This is a genomic window from Streptomyces violaceusniger Tu 4113 (genome assembly GCF_000147815.2).
Classification (GTDB): Bacteria; Actinomycetota; Actinomycetes; order Streptomycetales; family Streptomycetaceae; genus Streptomyces; species Streptomyces violaceusniger_A.
In genome coordinates, this window is sequence record NC_015957.1 from 970961 (window position 1) to 988382 (window position 17422).

The 17422-nt window shown below is 71.3% G+C and carries 15 protein-coding genes and 1 pseudogene; 11 read left to right on the forward strand and 5 right to left on the reverse strand.

Translation table 11 applies throughout. From position 1 onward, the window contains the following. Window positions 1-228 precede the first annotated feature (228 nt). The 4 genes from STRVI_RS04430 to STRVI_RS04445 all read left to right on the forward strand — a co-directional run bounded on the left by STRVI_RS04430 (window position 229) and on the right by STRVI_RS04445 (window position 6157). Complete coding sequence (locus STRVI_RS04430; protein WP_014054412.1) at window positions 229-1155, forward strand: 4-(cytidine 5'-diphospho)-2-C-methyl-D-erythritol kinase; 927 nt, start codon at window positions 229-231, stop codon at window positions 1153-1155. A gap of 60 nt (window positions 1156-1215) precedes the next feature. Then, complete coding sequence (locus tag STRVI_RS04435) at window positions 1216-3033, forward strand: ABC-F family ATP-binding cassette domain-containing protein (RefSeq protein WP_014054413.1); 1818 nt, start codon at window positions 1216-1218, stop codon at window positions 3031-3033. A gap of 301 nt (window positions 3034-3334) precedes the next feature. Next, window positions 3335-5170, forward strand: a complete 1836-nt coding sequence (locus STRVI_RS04440; RefSeq protein WP_014054414.1) for a hypothetical protein — start codon at window positions 3335-3337, stop codon at window positions 5168-5170. 261 nt (window positions 5171-5431) lie between these two features. Then, the gene (locus STRVI_RS04445) at window positions 5432-6157 is read left to right on the forward strand and encodes a response regulator transcription factor (RefSeq protein ID WP_014054415.1); all 726 of its coding nucleotides are present in this window, start codon (window positions 5432-5434) and stop codon (window positions 6155-6157) included. Window positions 6158-6366: 209 nt separating this feature from the next. Here the strand turns inward: STRVI_RS04445 and STRVI_RS04450 are convergent, their stop codons facing one another. Further along, on the reverse strand, window positions 6367-6738 hold the full coding sequence (locus tag STRVI_RS04450; RefSeq protein ID WP_014054416.1) for a hypothetical protein: 372 nt from the start codon (window positions 6736-6738) through the stop codon (window positions 6367-6369). A 385-nt stretch (window positions 6739-7123) separates the two neighbouring features. Further along, complete coding sequence (locus STRVI_RS04455; RefSeq protein WP_014054417.1) at window positions 7124-8794, reverse strand: sodium:solute symporter family protein; 1671 nt, start codon at window positions 8792-8794, stop codon at window positions 7124-7126. Between the two features lie 162 nt (window positions 8795-8956). Here STRVI_RS04455 and galT point away from each other — a divergent pair, with 162 nt between their 5' ends. The 4 genes from galT (at window position 8957) to STRVI_RS04475 (ending at window position 13481) form a co-directional block, all read left to right on the forward strand. After that, window positions 8957-10000: a galactose-1-phosphate uridylyltransferase gene (gene galT / locus STRVI_RS04460; protein ID WP_014054418.1), complete on the forward strand. Its 1044-nt coding sequence runs from the start codon at window positions 8957-8959 to the stop codon at window positions 9998-10000. Then, a complete protein-coding gene (gene galE / locus STRVI_RS04465) occupies window positions 9997-11025 on the forward strand; it encodes a UDP-glucose 4-epimerase GalE (RefSeq protein ID WP_014054419.1) in 1029 nt (342 codons plus the stop codon). The genes galT and galE overlap by 4 nt, the downstream gene beginning before the upstream one ends. After that, window positions 10992-12224, forward strand: a complete 1233-nt coding sequence (gene galK / locus STRVI_RS04470) for a galactokinase (protein ID WP_078505110.1) — start codon at window positions 10992-10994, stop codon at window positions 12222-12224. Before galE ends, galK begins: the two co-directional genes overlap by 34 nt. Window positions 12225-12626: 402 nt before the next feature. Further along, complete coding sequence (locus tag STRVI_RS04475; RefSeq protein ID WP_014054421.1) at window positions 12627-13481, forward strand: LuxR C-terminal-related transcriptional regulator; 855 nt, start codon at window positions 12627-12629, stop codon at window positions 13479-13481. Here the strand turns inward: STRVI_RS04475 and STRVI_RS04480 are convergent. Further along, on the reverse strand, window positions 13440-13937 hold the full coding sequence (locus STRVI_RS04480; protein ID WP_014054422.1) for a MarR family winged helix-turn-helix transcriptional regulator: 498 nt from the start codon (window positions 13935-13937) through the stop codon (window positions 13440-13442). The two genes, STRVI_RS04475 and STRVI_RS04480, sit on opposite strands and share 42 nt — an antisense overlap. Window positions 13938-14068: 131 nt before the next feature. On the opposite strand from STRVI_RS04480, the gene STRVI_RS04485 reads away from it, so the two are divergent. From STRVI_RS04485 to STRVI_RS04495, 3 genes and pseudogenes are all read left to right on the forward strand, one after another. Continuing rightward, window positions 14069-14893: a trans-aconitate 2-methyltransferase gene (locus STRVI_RS04485; RefSeq protein WP_014054423.1), complete on the forward strand. Its 825-nt coding sequence runs from the start codon at window positions 14069-14071 to the stop codon at window positions 14891-14893. After that, the gene (locus STRVI_RS04490; RefSeq protein ID WP_014054424.1) at window positions 14890-15267 is read left to right on the forward strand and encodes a VOC family protein; all 378 of its coding nucleotides are present in this window, start codon (window positions 14890-14892) and stop codon (window positions 15265-15267) included. The genes STRVI_RS04485 and STRVI_RS04490 overlap by 4 nt, the downstream gene beginning before the upstream one ends. A gap of 172 nt (window positions 15268-15439) precedes the next feature. After that, window positions 15440-15697: pseudogene (locus STRVI_RS04495) on the forward strand (Uma2 family endonuclease); the annotation flags it as partial. A 3-nt stretch (window positions 15698-15700) separates the two neighbouring features. Here STRVI_RS04495 and STRVI_RS04500 read toward each other — a convergent pair. Both STRVI_RS04500 and STRVI_RS47430 read right to left on the reverse strand, forming a co-directional pair. After that, window positions 15701-16834: a Gfo/Idh/MocA family protein gene (locus STRVI_RS04500; RefSeq protein ID WP_014054425.1), complete on the reverse strand. Its 1134-nt coding sequence runs from the start codon at window positions 16832-16834 to the stop codon at window positions 15701-15703. After that, entirely contained in the window at window positions 16777-17406 is a 630-nt protein-coding gene (locus STRVI_RS47430) for an ATP-binding protein (protein WP_014054426.1), read from the reverse strand. The genes STRVI_RS04500 and STRVI_RS47430 overlap by 58 nt, the downstream gene beginning before the upstream one ends. Window positions 17407-17422: the final 16 nt, after the last annotated feature.

Below are 17422 nucleotides of genomic sequence, written 5' to 3' on the forward strand. Positions count from 1 at the left end.
TGAGTGGTGGAGCACCTCCGCCCCAGATCCCGTCGAGCTCCGCTCAGGGGGCTTTGCCCCCGACACGGGGTCCGGGGCAGAACCCCGTCGGGGTGCGGGGGCGGAGCCCCGGTTACGGGAAGGGGCGGGGTGGGGAACCAGCCCGCCGTAGGCCCACGCCCCGCAGGCCCACCCCCGTAGGCGGGACAATGTCCGCACCGGAACACCGAACCCGCACCGAGGAGCCCCGTGACCCGCCCCGTGACCGCCCGTGTGCCCGCCAAGGTCAACGTCCAGCTCGCGGTCGGCGGGCTGCGCCCCGACGGGTTCCACGATCTGGCCAACGTCTTCCTCGCCGTCGGGCTCCACGACGAGGTCACCGCCACCCCCGCCGACACCCTCCGCATCACCGTCGAGGGCGCGGACGCCGGCCAGGTGCCGCTGGATCACACCAACCTGGCCGCCCGCGCCGCCGTCGCCCTCGCCGAACGGCATGGCATCGCGCCCGGCGTCCACCTCCACATCGCCAAGGACATCCCCGTCGCGGGCGGCATGGCGGGCGGCAGTGCCGACGCCGCCGGGGCGCTGCTGGCCTGCGACGCGCTGTGGGGCACCAAAACCGCCCGCGACGAACTCCTCCACATCTGCGCCGACTTGGGCAGCGACATCCCCTTCAGCCTCGTCGGCGGCGCCGCCCTCGGCCGGGGCCGGGGCGAGCTGCTGACCCCGCTGGAGACCGGCGGCACCTTCCACTGGGTGTTCGCCGTGGCCGACGGCGGACTGTCCACCCCCGCCGTCTACCGCGAATGCGACCGGCTGCGCGAGACGTCCGGCGCGGGTGCGGGCGCCGCCGACGTCACGGACCCCGAGCCCTCCCAGGCGCTGCTGGACGCGCTGCGCACCGGCGACGCCACCGCGCTGGCCGCCGCCGTATCCAATGATCTGCAGCCCGCCGCGCTGTCGCTGCGCCCCGCGCTCGCCGCCACCCTGCGCGCCGGTGCGGACGCGGGCGCGCTCGCCTCCCTCGTCTCCGGCTCGGGCCCGACCTGCGCCTTCCTGGCCAAGGACACCGAGGCCGCGCAGGCGGTGGCGGGCGCGCTGGCCGCCTCGGGCACCTGCCGCACGGTCCGGATCACCTCCGGCCCGGTCCCCGGGGCACGGCTCGTGGACGCCTGAGCGAGGCGCCCCGCACGGCGACTACCCTGGGGAGCCGATCGATCCGCGTAATGGAGTGTGATGGCGACCAACCTGGTCAACGTTGAATCCGTCGGCAAGGTGTACGGCACCCGTGCGCTGCTGGACGGCGTCTCCCTCGGGGTGAACGAGGGCGACCGCATCGGCGTCGTCGGCCGCAACGGCGACGGCAAGACCACGCTCATCCGGATCCTCGCCAAGCTGGAGCCCGCCGACGACGGCCGCGTCACCCACGCCGGGGATCTGCGGCTCGGCGTGCTCACCCAGCACGACTCCCTCGACCCCGAGGCCACCATCCGCCATGAGGTGATCGGCGATCTCGCCGACCACGAGTGGGCGGGCAACGCCAAGATCCGGGATGTGCTCACCGGGCTGTTCGGCGGGCTCGACCTGCCCGGCTTCCCGCAGGGGCTCGACACCGTCATCGGCCCGCTCTCCGGCGGTGAGCGCCGCCGTATCGCGCTCGCCCAGCTCCTGATCGCCGAGCAGGACCTGATCGTCCTCGACGAGCCCACCAACCACCTCGACGTCGAGGGCATCTCCTGGCTGGCCGGGCATCTGCGCGCCCGCCGCTCGGCCCTGGTGGTGGTCACCCACGACCGCTGGTTCCTCGACCAGGTCTGCACCCGGATGTGGGACGTCCAGCGCGGCGCCGTCCATGAGTACGAGGGCGGCTACAGCGACTACGTCTTCGCCCGCGCCGAGCGCGAGCGCATCGCCGCCACCGAGGAGACCAAGCGGCAGAACCTGATGCGCAAGGAGCTCGCCTGGCTGCGCCGCGGCGCCCCCGCCCGCACCAGCAAGCCCCGCTTCCGCATCGATGCCGCCAACGCGCTGATCGCCGATGTGCCGGCGCCGCGTGACAGCGCCGAGCTGATGCGGTTCGCGAACTCCCGGCTCGGCAAGACCGTCTTCGACCTGGAGGACGTGACCGTCACCGCCGGGCCCAAGATGCTGCTCAAGCATCTGACCTGGCAGTTGGGGCCCGGCGACCGGATCGGCCTGGTGGGGGTGAACGGCGCGGGCAAGACCTCGCTGCTGCGCGCCCTGGCCGAGGCCGCCCGCAGCGAGGGCGAACAGCAGCCCGCCGCGGGCCGGGTCACGGTCGGCAAGACAGTAAAGCTCGCGTATCTGTCCCAGGAGGTCGCCGAACTCGACCCGAACCTGCGGGTCCTGGAGGCCGTCGAGCAGGTGCGGCAGCGCGTCGACCTGGGCAAGGGCCGGGAGATGACCGCCTCGCAGCTATGCGAGAAGTTCGGCTTCACCAAGGAGAAGCAGTGGACCCCGGTCGGCGATCTCTCCGGCGGTGAGCGGCGCCGGCTGCAGATCCTGCGGCTGCTGATGGACGAGCCCAATGTGCTCTTCCTGGACGAGCCCACCAACGACCTGGACATCGAGACCCTGACCCAGCTCGAGGACGTGCTCGACAGCTGGCCCGGCTCGCTCGTGGTCATCAGTCACGACCGCTACTTCATCGAGCGCACCACCGACCGGGTGCTCGCGCTGCTGGGCGACGCCGCCCTGCGGATGCTGCCGCGCGGCGTGGACGAGTACCTGGAGCGGCGGCAGCGCGCCCTGGCCGTGGCCGCCCCGGCCGCCGCGCCCGCCAAGCAGAAGCCGGACGAACAGGTCGCCCGGCAGCGGTCGGCCGCCGAGCAGCGGGCCGCCAAGAAGGAACTCCAGAAGATCGAGCGGCGGCTGGCCCGGATCAGCGAGCAGGAGTCCGACCTGCATACGCGGATCGCCGAGCACGCCACGGACTTCTCCAAGGTCGCCGAGCTCGACACCCGACTGCGGGAGCTGACGGGGGAGCGGGACGACCTGGAGACCCAGTGGCTGGAGCTGGCCGACGACGCCTGAGCGGCGGAGGAGTAAGGGGCGGGCCCTCCGGATGTGAGTGGCCTGAAAGCATCGCGTGAAGAGGCTGTGCGCCCCTGGCGCGCGCCCTGGCAACGGTCGCGTCACAGGCCGGTCTCAGCTGGTCGATGACCTGGAAACTGCTCCCTATTGCGCCCCTTACGGGTGATACAAAGAACTCCCGCCTGCCTTCCGCTCAATGGCGGGGTTCCACGTCCGATTCGCTCCTTCCCGGAGGGCTTTGACCACCGGGATCGCGGGGGAGGCCGGTCGGTCGGTGGGTCCCGCACCTGAAGGATTTCGCATGTCACAGCCGCCTCCGCCGCCCAACCAGCCGCCGCAGGGCGGCTTCGGGGCACCGCAGGATCCTGGTTACGGCTATCCGCAGCAGCCGCCCACGCCGCCTCCGGGCCAGCAGGGTTACGGCTATCCGCAGGCACCCGGTCAGCCACCGCAGACCCCGCCTCCGCCCCCGGCGGCACCGCCCGCCCCGCCGCAGACGCCCCCGCCGGGCGCCGGCGGCTACGGCTACCCGGAGCAGCCGGCGCCCGGCCAGCAGCCTTACGGCCAGCCGCAGTACGGGCAGCAGCAGTACGGCCAGCAGCCTTACGGTCAGTCGCAATTCGGCCAGCAGCCTTACGGGCAGCAGCAGTACGGCCAGCCGCCGCAGGCCCAGTTCCCCGGCGGCCCCGGTCCGGGCGCCCCCGGCGGCTCCGGCCAGTCCAAGCAGCGCATGGCGATCATCGTCAGCGCCGTGGTCGCGGTCGCGCTGATCATCGGCGGCGGCATCTGGTTCGCCACCAAGGACGACGGCGGCGGCAGCGAGGCCAAGGGCAAGGACAAACAGTCCAGCCAGGGCTCTTCTTCAAGCGGTTCCACGGGCGGCGGGGACAAGCCCGCCAAGACCGTAGATGCCAAACTGCTCAACAAGGTTCCGATGCCCAAGGTCTCCGACCAGGTCACCGTCGAGGGCATGTGGGTCACCGACGACGCCTTCGTGAAGGCCGACGTCTACAAGATCGTGGGCTATCCGCTGAGCGGCGGCACCGCGAAGTGGACGATCCCGCTGGACGGCGCGGTCTGCTGGTCCTCGGACCACCTCACCAAGGACGGGCTGACCACGGTCCTCTACCAGGAGGGCAAGCCGTCGGCCAAGGACAAGTACCCCGGCTGCACCGAGGTCGGGCTGCTGGACCTCAAGAACGGCAAGATGCTCTGGCACCGGAGCGTCAAGGAGGGTGACGAGAAGATCCGCTTCGACGAGGTCACCATCGGCGGCGGCACCGTGGCCGCGGGCGGCACCAGCGGCGGCGCCGCCTGGTCCACCTCGGGCCAGGCGCTGTGGAAGCCGAAGTCCGGCGAGCAGTGCTCGGACGACGGCTACGCGGGCGGCGAGGACAAGCTGGTCGCGGTGCGCCGCTGCGGCGACTACGACAACCCGCAGATCCAGGTCCAGACGCTGAACCCGAAGACGGGCGCGGTGAAGTCGGCCTACAAGGTCTCGCAGGGCATCGACTACGTCCATGTCGCCTCCACCGACCCGCTGGTGATCGGCCTCGACGCCGGTGACTCGACCGGCTCGGCGGTCTCGGACTTCCTGTCCATCGACGACAGCGCCAAGACCGGCAAGGTGCTCGGCAAGATCGGCACCGAGAACGGCAAGTACGACGCCAAGTGCGACTCGACCAACGTCGAGGGCTGCCGGAAGATCGCCGTCTCCAAGTCGGCCAACACCCTCTTCCTCGGCTCCGAGGACCGCACCGACTCCACCGCCGCGACGGCCAACGAGGTCGTGGCGTTCAGCCTGGCCAACGGCAAGCCGATCGGGAAGACGGACGGGGTCAAGGGCGCCGCGCTCACCCCGCTCGGCCTCGACGAGGACGGCTCCGTCCTCGCCTACCAGGAGAGCACCTGGGAGGCCGGCGGCGCGGTCTGGCAGATCGACCCCAAGTCGTACGCCAAGACCAAGCTGCTGCAGAACCCCGTCTCCTCCCATGAGGTGGAGTCGAAGTTCAGCCCCAGCTACTCGGAGATCATCTACTCCGCGAAGCACCTCTTCATGAGCGACGTCTACGCCACCAAGCCGTCGGGCACCTACGACAAGGGCGACCCGCTGGCGATCATCTTCGGCGCGAGCTGACCCCTTCGGCGTTCGCCAGGCCCACGGCGGCCCCGCCCGTACCCACCGTACGGGCGGGGCCGCCGCTTTACGCCCCGGCGGAGCACCGGGGCACGCGCCCGCGCGGAACCCGGCCGCATCGGTCCGATTCAGACGTCAACCGGACCTCAAGTAGGCACTAATGGCCGGGATTTCGGCATTCCGGGGGGCTTCTGCCCGGTAAGGGGCGCGCAACGTCGAACAAGCGTGTAGCTTTCCCCCCTGAGCGAATGGGGGGAGCTCATGGGCGTGCGACTCATGGTGGTCGATGACCATCGTCTGCTCGCGGAGGCGCTCGCCTCGGCGCTGAAGCTGCGCGGGCACCGGGTGCTCGCCGCGGCGGCACCGAGCGCGGGCGCGGCGGACCTGGTGGTGAGCCGGGCACCGGAAGTGTGCCTGCTGGGCACGGCGGCACCCGCCGAACCAGGGGTGTTCGACCCGGTGGTGCAGATCAAGAAGGAGCGGCCGCAGGTCGCGGTCGTGGTACTCGGCCCGGTGCCGAGCCCACGCGGCATAGCCGCCGCCTTCGCCGCCGGCGCATCCGGCTATGTGCGCCACGACGAGCGGATCGAGGGCGTCGAACGCGCCATGACGAAGGCGCGCGCGGGCGAGGCCGCCGTGGCGCCCCAGTTGCTCCAGGGGGCGTTCGCGGAGCTGCTCAACCCCGCGGCCCAGCCCGACGACGAGGGCGCCCGGCTGCTGCGCATGCTGACCCCGCGCGAGGTGGAGGTGCTGGTGCGGGTCGCCGAGGGCGAGGACACCCGGCTGATCGCGGCGGGCATGGGGATCGCCCCCAGCACGGCCCGCACGCATGTGCAGCGGGTGCTGATGAAGCTCGGGGTGGGCTCACGGCTGGAGGCGGCGGCCCTGGCGGCACGCACCGGGCTGCTGGACCGCGCGGCGTCCCGCCGGATCGCGTCGCCCGCGCCGCAATCGCCTGCGCCCCAGCCGCCTGCGTCGGGGCCGTAGCCCGGCGTCGGCGTGCTGGCAGCCCTGCGGGCCGCTTAGCCGTAGTCCGTGTCGGCGTGCTGGCAGCCCTGCGGGCCGCTTAGCTGTAGTCCGCCTCGGCGCGGTGGCAGCCCCGTGGGCCGCTTCGCCGTAGCCAGCCTCGCCGCCGTAGCAGCCCCGCGCCCCGGCTCGCGGCGGCCCGCGCCCCGGCTCGCGGCGGCCCGCGCCGCTCAGCCCTCACCGGTTCCGGGCCCTCCGGACCCAGGTCCTCCGGTTCCGGGTCCTCCGGCTCCTGCCCCTCCCCCCGGCCCGGACTCCGGCTTGGGCCCGGCCCCGGGGGCGGACAGCGGCCTGAGCTTCATCCACAGCAGGAAGAGCAGGCCGACCGCGAGCATGGACCATCCGGTCCAGAGGTTGATGTTGATGCCCGATGCCTTCTTCACATCCGCGTCCGAGGCGGTGAACCCGGCGATGAGGACGATGATCGCGTAGATCACGAACAGCCCGCCGATGATCCGCCGCACATCGAACAGCCGCGCCGCGGTCGCCGACTTCCGCTCCAGCTCCTCGACCTCGTGCCGGTATTCGTACTCCTCATTCATGGTGTGGGCTCCTTATCCGCGGGAGGGTTGGCAAGTGCTCGTCCGGGAGCGTGCGTAAGGCCGGTATAGCTCGATCGTGTGATGGTCGGCTTCTGGCCTTGTGGCGCCACGGTGGGGTCGGGTTGGCGTGGCTGTGCGATCTGGGACGCCGGGTGCGGTGCCAGTGTGCGGGTCCCCTGCTCCACCGGAGAGATGGTTCAGGGCCTCCCCGTCGCCTCTGGCCGTATCCACGTGGCCAGGTCGTGAGGGACTCCGCCCGCCCGGCTCGGACCACGGACGCGATCCGTGTCGCCGCCCGGGATGCGAAAGCGGACGACCAGTGCGCCCAAAACCGGTCGGGGCGTGCCAGTGAGCGGATTTGCTCCCGCTCACTGCCCAGGAACGGTCACAGGGAGAACGGGATGTAGCACAGGGCCGCGAGGATCAGCGCGCCCCAGCCCAGCACGGCCGGACGGCGGTACCACGCCTCGTCGCCCGGCGCCGGCGGCTCGGCCACCCCGGGCGCGGTGGTGCCGTAGACCAGACCGGCGAGTGACTCGATGGGCTTGGGCTTGGTGAACGGGGTCACCGCGACCATCACCACACCGCCGACCACGAACGCCACGATGGCGGAGACGAAGTTGGCGCCCTGGTCGCTGGGGATGGAGATGACATTCGCCCGGTAGAGCCAGAAGTAGTTGATCAGCGCGGCCACCGTGCCGCAGAGCAGCCCCCAGAACCCGGCCGGGCCGGTGGCCCGCTTCCAGAACATCCCGATGATGAAGACGCAGAACAGCGGCACGTTGAAGAACGAGAACAGCGTCTGGAGGTAGTTCATGATGTTGCTGAACGAAGAGGCGATGAAGGCCGTCCCCATACCGGCCAGCACGCCGATCGCCGTCACCACCCGCCCCGTCAGCAGGTAGTACTCGTCCGGCCGGTCCTTCCTGACGTACGCCCGCCAGATGTCGTTGGTGAAGACCGTGTTGAAGGACGACACATTGGCCGCCATGCCCGCCATGAAGGCGGCCAGCAGCCCGGTCACCGCGAGCCCCAGCACCCCGTTCGGCAGCAGCTCGCTCATCAGCAGCGGAATCGCGTCGTTGTACTGCAGACCGCTCGTCTTCTTGCCGATGTCCGGTTGCATCACCAGCGCGATCAGGCCCGGCGTCACCACGATCAGCGGGATGAACATCTTCGGGAACGCGGCGATCAGCGGGGTGCGCTGGGCGGCCGAGAGGTTCCTGGCCGACAGGGCGCGCTGCACCTCGGCGAAGTTCGTCGTCCAGTAGCCGAAGCTCAGGCAGAAGCCGAGGCCCAGCACGATGGTCAGCCAGTTGGCCCCCAGGGGGTTGGCGGAGCCGATGCCGGTGCCGCCCCAGGCGGAGACGAAATGGGGACCGTGGGAGTCCACGAGCTTGTCCTTCAGCCCGCCGAAGCCGCCGATCCGCCGGAGGCCGACGACGGTGAGCGGGATGAGCGCGGCCAGGATGACGAAGAACTGCAGCACCTCGTTGTAGATCGCCGAGGAGAGCCCGCCGAGGGTGATGTACACGAGCACGAAGAGCCCCGCGACCACGATGGCCACCCACTGCGGCCAGCCCAGCAGCGCCTCCACCACGATCGCCATCGCGTAGAGATTCACGCCCGCGATCAGCACGGACGCGATCGAGAAGATGATCGAGCTGAGCAGATGCGAGGACGGGCCGTAGCGGTGCAGCAGGAACTCGGGCACGGACCGTACCTTGGAACCGTAGTAGAACGGCATCATCACCAGGCCGAGGAAGACCATGGCCGGAATGGCCCCGACCCAGTACCAGTGCACGGTGTACACCCCGTACTGCGCGCCGTTGGCGGCCATCCCCAGGATCTCCAGGGCCCCCAGATTGGCGGCGACGAAGGCCAGACCGGTGACCCACGCGGGCAGCGACCGGCCGGAGAGAAAGAAGTCGAGACTGGTCTTGACGCTCGCTCTGGCGGCGAATCCCACGCCGAGGACGACGGCGAAGTAGAGGATCAGGATCGTGTAGTCGAGTGCGTTGGTGGGAAGCCGGAGCCCTTCGGCCAGATAGTGCATGGTCTCGCCTCATCGCCTGAACGGAATGCACCAGAAACGTTCGGTGAACGTATCCGAATTCTTGTGGTTTGTCCGAGCAGCTTCGCCGTGCATTGACGCCACTGTTGGCTTGTGGTTCATTATGTTGAGTTGTGTTTGGTGCACCTGACAGGAGCTGGCGGAGTGAAGAAGACGGCGACGCGGCTTGCGGACGGACGCGAGCTGATCTATTACGACGCGCGCGACGACGCGGTGCGCGACGCCGTCGACCAGCGGCCTCTCGACCCCATCGCGACCAGCTCGGAGATCCGGCACGACCGCCTCCTCGGCGACCGGGTGGCGATCGCCTCCCACCGCCAGGCCCGCACCTACCACCCGCCGGCCGACCAGTGCCCGCTGTGTCCCTCCCGCGAGGGGCGGCACAGCGAGATCCCCGCCGCCGGCTACGACGTCGTGGTCTTCGAGAACCGCTTCCCGTCGCTGGCCGGGGACTCGGGCCGGTGCGAGGTCGTGTGCTTCACCTCCGACCACGACGCCTCCTTCGCCGACCTCGACGCCGCGCAGGCCGCTCTGGTGCTCGACGCCTGGACCGACCGCACCGCCGAGCTGGCCCAACACCCCGCCGTCGAGCAGGTCTTCTGCTTCGAGAACCGCGGCAAGGAGATCGGCGTCACCCTCGGCCACCCGCACGGCCAGATCTACGGGTATCCCTTCGTGACCCCTCGTACACGGCTGATGCTCCGTTCGCTCGCCGAGCACCGTGTGTCCACCGGTCGGAATCTGTTCGATGATGTGGTCTCCGATGAGCTGGCCGACGGGCGCCGGGTGGTGCTCGACGGCGAGCACTGGGTCGCGTTCGTCCCCTACGCCGCCCACTGGCCGTATGAGGTGCACCTCTACCCGAAGCGGCGGGTCCCGGACCTGCCGTCGCTGGACGAGGCCGCGCGCACAGAGTTTCCACAGATGTATCTGGAACTCTTGAAGCGCTTCGACCGGATTTTCGGGGAGGGTGAGCCGCCCACGCCCTACATCTCCGCCTGGCACCAGGCGCCGTACCGCATGACCGACCGCGGTGAATTCGCTCTTCACCTCGAGCTTTTCACCATCCGCCGCACTTCCGGCAAGCTGAAGTTCCTCGCGGGTTCCGAATCCGGCATGAATGTGTTCATCAACGATGTGCCGCCGGAGGCCGCGGCCGAGCGACTGCGAGAGGTAGCGAGCAAGTGAGCAATGCGCAGCAGAAGAAGTACCTGGTCACCGGCGGCGCCGGCTATGTCGGCAGCGTGGTCGCGGCGCATCTGCTCGAAGCCGGCCACCGGGTGACGGTGCTGGACGACCTGTCCACCGGGCACCGGGAGGGGGTCCCCGAGGGCGCGGAGTTCATCGAGGGCCGCATCCAGGACGCCGGCAAGTGGCTCGACCCCACCTTCGACGGCGTGCTGCACTTCGCTGCGTTCTCCCAGGTCGGCGAGTCCGTCGTCAACCCCGAGAAGTACTGGGTCAACAATGTGGGCGGCACCACCGAGCTGCTCGCCGCGATGCGTGACGCCGGGGTGCGCACCCTCGTCTTCTCCTCCACCGCCGCCACCTACGGCGAGCCCGACCAGGTCCCGATCACCGAGGACCTGCCGACCGCGCCGACCAACCCCTACGGCGCCAGCAAGCTGGCCGTCGACCACATGATCAGCGGCGAATGCGCCGCCCACGGGCTGGCCGCGGTCTCCCTGCGCTACTTCAACGTCGCGGGCGCCTACGGGGCCTACGGCGAGCGCCATGACCCCGAGTCCCACCTCATCCCCCTGGTGCTCCAGGTCGCCCAGGGCCGGCGTGAGGCGATCTCGGTCTTCGGCGAGGACTACCCCACCCCCGACGGCACCTGCGTCCGCGACTACATTCACGTCGCCGACCTCGCCGACGCCCATCTGCTCGCCCTCGGCGCCGCCCTCCCGTCTCCCACCACCACCCTCAGCGGAGGCGCTGCGCGCCGCGGAGTCCATCCTGGCGAGCACCTGATCTGCAACCTCGGCAACGGCAACGGCTTCTCCGTCCGCGAGGTCATCGAGACGGTGCGCCAGGTCACCGGCCACCCCATCCCGGAGATCGCCGCCCCGCGCCGCGGCGGCGACCCGGCGGTCCTGGTGGCCTCCGCCGAGCGCGCCAAGGAGCGCCTGGGCTGGCGCCCGACCCGCGCCGACCTGGCCGGAATCGTCGCGGACGCATGGGAGTTCGCGCAGCGGAGGGAGAGTCAGTGACGGACGAGCACGGCCCCGGGCGGGCCACGGCGGGGTTCCACGAGGTCTACGGCACCGAGCCCGGCGGCGTCTGGGCGGCGCCGGGCCGGGTCAATCTGATCGGCGAGCACACCGACTACAACGACGGCTTCGTCATGCCGCTCGCCCTGCCCCACACCTGCCTGGCCGCCGCCACCCCGCGCACCGACGGGGTGCTGCGGCTCCACTCGGGCGACGCCCCGGGCGGGACCGTCGAGCTGCGGGTCGAGGAGCTGGCGCCGGTCGCGGGCGGGACCGGCGGCGGCGACCGCGGCGGCTGGGCGGCCTATCCGGCCGGAGTGGTCTGGACGCTGCGCGACGCGGGGCTGCTGACCGGCGCGGCCGGCGGTGCGGACCTGTACTTCGAGTCCACCGTGCCCACCGGCGCCGGGCTGTCGTCGTCCGCCGCGCTGGAGGTGGTCACGGCCACCGCGCTCAGCGACCTGTACGGGCTGGAGATCACCCCGGGGCGTATCGCCCAGCTTTGCCAGCGCGCGGAGAACGTCTTCGTGGGCGTGCCCTGCGGGATCATGGACCAGATGGCGTCCGCGTGCTGTACCGAGGGACACGCCCTGTTCCTCGATGCCCGTGATCTGACCCAGCGCCAGGTGCCGTTCGACCTGGCGGCCGAGGGGCTGCGGCTGCTGGTGGTGGACACCCGCGTCAAGCACGAGCTGGGCGACGGCGCCTACGCGAACCGGCGGGCCGCCTGCGAGGCGGCCGCCGAGGCGCTCGGGGTGCCGGCGCTGCGCGATGTGCCTTTCGAGGGGCTGGACGCGACGCTCGCCCAGTTGGAACGGCTGGGCTACGACGCGACCACCCGGCGGCGGGTGCGCCATGTGGTGACCGAGGACCGCAGGGTGGAGCAGGTCATCGAGCTGCTCGACGTGGGGGACACGCGGTCCATCGGACCGGTGCTGACCGCCGGGCACGCCTCCTGCCGTGACGACTTCGAGATCTCCTGCGCGGAGCTCGACCTCGTCGTGGAGTCGGCGAACGCGGCGGGTGCGCTCGGGGCGCGGATGACCGGCGGCGGCTTCGGCGGCTCGGCCATCGTGCTGGTGGCGGAGGCGGATGCGGAGGCGGTGGGCAAGGCGGTGACCGAGGCGTTCGGCGCGGCAGGCCACGGCGCTCCGCGGATCTTCCCGGCGGTGCCCAGCGCGGGGGCGCGACGACTGTAGCCGGACGGGGTGCGGCGGCTGCAACCGGGCGGGGTGCGACGGCTGTGGCCGGCCGTCGCCACCGGCCCCCTGATCGCTTCTCGGATCGTTCTCGGTAAAACTTCGCGGCTCGTGGATCACTCAGTCCCCAAGAGCGAACAAGAAACACACAGTGAACAGCCGAGAACAGTCAGTTTCGCCAATCCGCTTCCTATATGAGACCACGGCCTTACTCTGAGTACAGCGTCGGTGGGGGCCGACGCTTGTTCAGGGGGCGAGACAGTCAGGTACGACGCCCGGGGCGGGGTAGCAATCACAGCACGGCGGCGGCCGTGCGGGTTGCGGTGACCTTGCGCCGGGCGCCGTACCCGCACTGTTTCTCGGTGTATCCGGAATCTTCATCCGGCGACTGGGGGGTTGTCCGTGGCACGTATTCGGGTTCTCGTGGTTGACGACCATCGTATTTTCGCCGAGTCACTGGCCGCCGCCCTCGCGGCGGAACAGGACGTGGACGTGGCGGCGGCCGGTAGCGGCCCGGCGGCGCTGCGCTGTCTGGAGCGCGCCGCGGCGGAGGGGCGCCGCTTTGACATTCTGCTGGTCGACGCCGATCTGGGCGCGGCCGCCGACGGCGCGGGGCCACCGCTCCCGGTGCCGGCCGAGGTGGCCTACGGCGGGGCCAACGGCACGCCGCACAACGGCATCCACGGCGGACCGCACAGCGGGCCGCACGGCGGCCCCGCCCGGGCGGTGAACGGCCGGGTGGCCGACGGCATATGGCTCGTCGGCGCGGTCCGCTCCACCCAGCCGGGGGTGCGCACCGTGGTGCTGGCCGAGCGCGACGATCCGCGCCGCGCGGCGGTGGCGCTGCAGGCCGGGGCGTCCGGCTGGGTCGCCAAGGACTGCTCACTGGTCCGGCTGCTCGCGGTCATCCGGGGGGTGCTCCGGGAGGAGACCCATCTGCCGCCCGCACTGCTCACCGGCGTCCTGCGGGAGCTGACGGCCGCCCGTAAGCACCGCACCGAAAGCGAGCGCCTGGTCGAGTCGCTGACGCCGCGTGAGCGGGAGGTGCTGCGCTGTATGGTGGCCGGGCTCGGCCGCAAGGCCGTCGCCGAGCGGCTCTTCCTCTCCCCGCACACCGTCCGCACCCATATGCAGAATGTGCTGGGCAAGCTGGGCGTGCACTCCACGCTGGCGGCCGTGGCGCTGGCCCGGCGCGCCGGTGTGGGCCCGGTCGACCTAGCCGGGGAGATTGTCGAACGGGGCGGTCAACTGGCGTAGCAGCGCGGCCAGTTCGGCGCGCTGGGCCTGGGAGAGCTCGGCCAGAATGGCGTGCTCGTGGTCCAGCAGTCCGGCCAGTGCCTGATCGGCGCGGTCACGCCCCTCGGCGGTCAGCCGGACCAGCACACCGCGCCGGTCACTCGGGTCGGGCCCCCGCTCGACCAGCCCCTTCTTGGCGAGCCGGTCGATGCGGTTGGTCATAGTGCCCGAGGTGACCAGGGTCTGGGTCAGCAACTGCCCGGGGGAGAGCTGATACGGGGGCCCGGCCCGGCGCAGCGAGGTCAGGACGTCGAACTCCCAGGGCTCCAGATTGTGCTCGGCGAAGGCGATCCGCCGCGCCCGGTCCAGATGGCGGGCGAGCCGGCTGACCCGGCTGAGCACTTCCAGCGGTTCCACGTCGAGGTCGGGGCGTTCCCGCCGCCACGCCGCGACCAGCCGATCGACCTCGTCCTCCATGGCGATCAGTGTAGTGGGTCTGTCGACATGAAGTCTCTTGACATCAAGAGATATCGTGGGCAACGGTAAGGCACCGGGACGCGCAGCAGTCACGCCGCCCCGTACCGACCGTACCCACAGGGGGACCGACCATGACCACCGCACCCAACTGGGATCCCCGGCAGTATCTGCGCCACGCCGGCCACCGCACCCGCCCCTTCCTCGACCTGCTGGCCCGCGTCCCCGAGCTGCCCACCGGCCCCGGCCGCCCGCCCCGCATCGCCGACCTGGGCTGCGGCCCCGGCAACGTCACCGTCCTGCTCTTCGACCGCTGGCCCGACGCCCATGTCACCGGCCTGGACAACTCCGCCGAGATGCTCGCCGAGGCCCAGCCCGTCGCGGGCCCCACCACCGGCGGCGGCCGCCTCGACCTGCGCCGTACCGATGTGCGGGACTGGGCGCCGGACGAGCCCTACGACCTGATCGTCTCCAACGCCACCCTCCAGTGGATCCCCGGCCACCCCGACTCCTTCGACACCTGGCTGGCCGGACTGCGCCCCGGCGGCACCCTCGCCTTCCAGGTCCCCGGCAACTTCACCGCGCCCAGCCACACCCTGCTGCGCGACCTGTGCGACGCCCCCGAGTGGCGCGACCGCCTCGCCGACCGTGTCCGCGACCCCGCCTCCGTCCTGGAGCCGACCGAGTACCTGGAGCGCCTGGCCGCCCTCGGCTGCGAGGTCGACGCCTGGGAGACCACCTATGTGCAGGTCCTGACCGGCCCCGACCCCGTCCTCGACTGGGTCAAGGGCACCGCCCTGCGCCCGGTCCTGACCGCCCTCGCCGCCGACCCGCCCGCCCGCGACCGCTTCCTCGCCGCCTACGCCGCCCGCCTCCGCGACGCCTACCCCTCCGGCCCCCACGGCACGGCCTTCCCGTTCCGCCGCATCTTCGTCGTGGCCCGCACGGCCCAGCGATGATCACGGCCCTCGACCACGTCCAGCTCGCCGCCCCGCCCGGCAGCGAGCCCGCGCTGCGCGCCTACTACGGCGAGGCACTCGGCATGACCGAGATCCCCAAACCGCCCACCCTGGCGGCACGCGGCGGCCTGTGGTTCGGCTGCGGCCCGGTCCAACTGCACCTGGGCATCGAGCCGGGCTTCCGCCCCTCCCGCAAGGCCCACCCGGGCCTGCGGGTCGTCGACATCCACACCTTCGCCGCCCGCCTCACCGCCCACGGCGCCCCGGTCCTCTGGAACGAGGAACTGCCGGCCCACCACCGCTTCTACTCCGAGGACCCGGTCGGCAACCGGCTCGAGTTCCTGGAGCCGATGGGATACCACCCGATCGGATGATCGGCTGGGGATTGGCCGTGACGGGCCTCTGCGGACGCATAGCGTCACGGCGTCGCTTGTGCCGTCGGGGATCCAGACCTTGCGGCGGTGGATGACGTCTCCGCCCTGGTAGGCGGCATAGCGGCCGTCCGCGAGGTGCACTGTCAGCGCGAGCGGCGTCCAGGCCGTCTTCGAGGTGGTCTCACCGGGGCGGGAAGCCCAGTCGCGCGACAGGGAGCGCAAGCGTCGGGCGTACGCCCGCGCGGGCATCCCGCTCTACGTCCTGATCGACGACTTCGACGGTGACGGGACGATCGTCGTGCTGACCGACCCCAACCCCGACAAGGCCGTCTACGCCGACGAGCATCGCGTCCCGTACGGCACCGACGCCGCCATTCCCGACGGCCCCGCGAAGGGCTTCGTCATCGGGGACGCGATCATCAGGCCGTGACCGTCAGGCCGTGACGGTCAGGCGCGTGCCGGTGCGGGCCGACTCCTGGACGCGGTCGAGGAGTCGGTGGCGGGCGGCCGCATGGGCGAAGTCCGGGGTGAGGTGGGTGCCCGTGGTGAGGTCCTCCAGCAACTGGGCGTAGGCGTACGCCACGTTGTACGCGGTCTCGGTCGAGCGTCCGGCGAACCGCGGGAGCCGCTCGTACGAGGCGGGAACGGGAAGCTCGGTCAGCCCGGTGTCGGATCCGCGGGCGCCATGGAGAGTGACCCGGTCCATCCACAGGGCGGCGGAGTCGGCCTTGACCACCAGATCGCCCTCGGTGCCGTTGATCTCCCAGTGGAAGTCGGTGGCGCGGGAGGTGCCGCCCCGGAAGTGGAGGGCGGCCACCGCGCCCGACTCCAGCGCCCCGGTGACCGCGATCTGGTCCTCGGCCGTCATGGTCGCGGTCCGCCCGCTCGGCTCGTGTGTCACCTGGGGCCGGAGGGTCGCCGTCGTGGCGGCGACATCGGTGAACTCTCCGAGCACCATGGCCAGCGCGTCGACGGTGTGGCCGAACGGGATGGACAGCAGCGTCGCGCCATTGGCCCGGTCCAGCAGATAGTCGCCGCCGTCGCGGAACGTCGGGCCCCAGCCCCGACCCGAGCCCACCACGGTGGTGGACAGCACCCGGCCCACATAGCCCTCGGCCACCAGATCGCGCAGATAGCGCACCGGCGGGGCGGAGCGGGCCTGGAGACCCACCGCCGTGCGCACCCCCTTGGTCTTGGCGAGCGCCGCCAGTTCCTCGGCCTGCGCCAGGTCGGTGCCCAGCGGCCACTCGCTCAGCACCGGCTTCCCCGCCTCCAGGGCCGGCACGATCAGCTCACGGTGGTGCGGCACCTTGACCGTCACCACCACCAGGTCGACCTCCTCGCTCCGGGCGAGTTCCGCGGCGCTGCCGAAGGTCAGCGGCACGCCGAACTTCGCGCCCGCCGCGCGGGCCGACTCCTCGCTGCTCGCGCTGAGCGCCCGCAGCTCATAGCCGTCCAGGGCGGCCAGCGCGGGAACATGGGCGCGGGCGGCCCACCCGCCGTTCGCACTCAGGCCGACGATGCCGACGCGGACGGGGGTGCGGGGACCGGAAGCCGATGAGGGCATGACAGAGCTCCTTCGGAGGAACACGCGGAACGCGCGGGAAGGACACCCAACTTAGCCGAGTGTTCGCAAGGCGTCGAACACTGGTTGGCATCTCCGGCTTTCGTGACCGCTTCCTGCGGAGGTTTCGTTCCCATGACGACCTCGGCCCATACGGTCAGTCCCTCGCGGGAGCGTCGTTCACCCCAGCGGTGCGCCAGCACCGCGACCATGAACAGACCGCGGCCGTGCTCGTCGTCTCCCTCTGGCAGGGCGGCGACCGGGATGTCGCCCGCGCCCTCATCGGTCACGGTGACGACGGCCGAGCGCCCGGCCCGCGCGAGCGTGACCGCGACCGAGCGGCTGGCGGTGTGTTCCAGCGCGTTGGCGGCGAGTTCGCTGACCACGGTTTCCAGCGCCTCCGTGGTCTCCCTGGCCAATCCCCATGAACGCGCCGTCCCGACCACATGCCGACGAGCCGCGGACGCGGAAGCGAGATCGCCGCCGGGCAGCGTCCACAGACTGAGCGCCTGTGGTCGCGTGGCGCTGCCGAGGGCGGCACCGACCGCCTCAAGAGATGCGGCGCACTGGTCCACGACCGGCTCCCTTGAT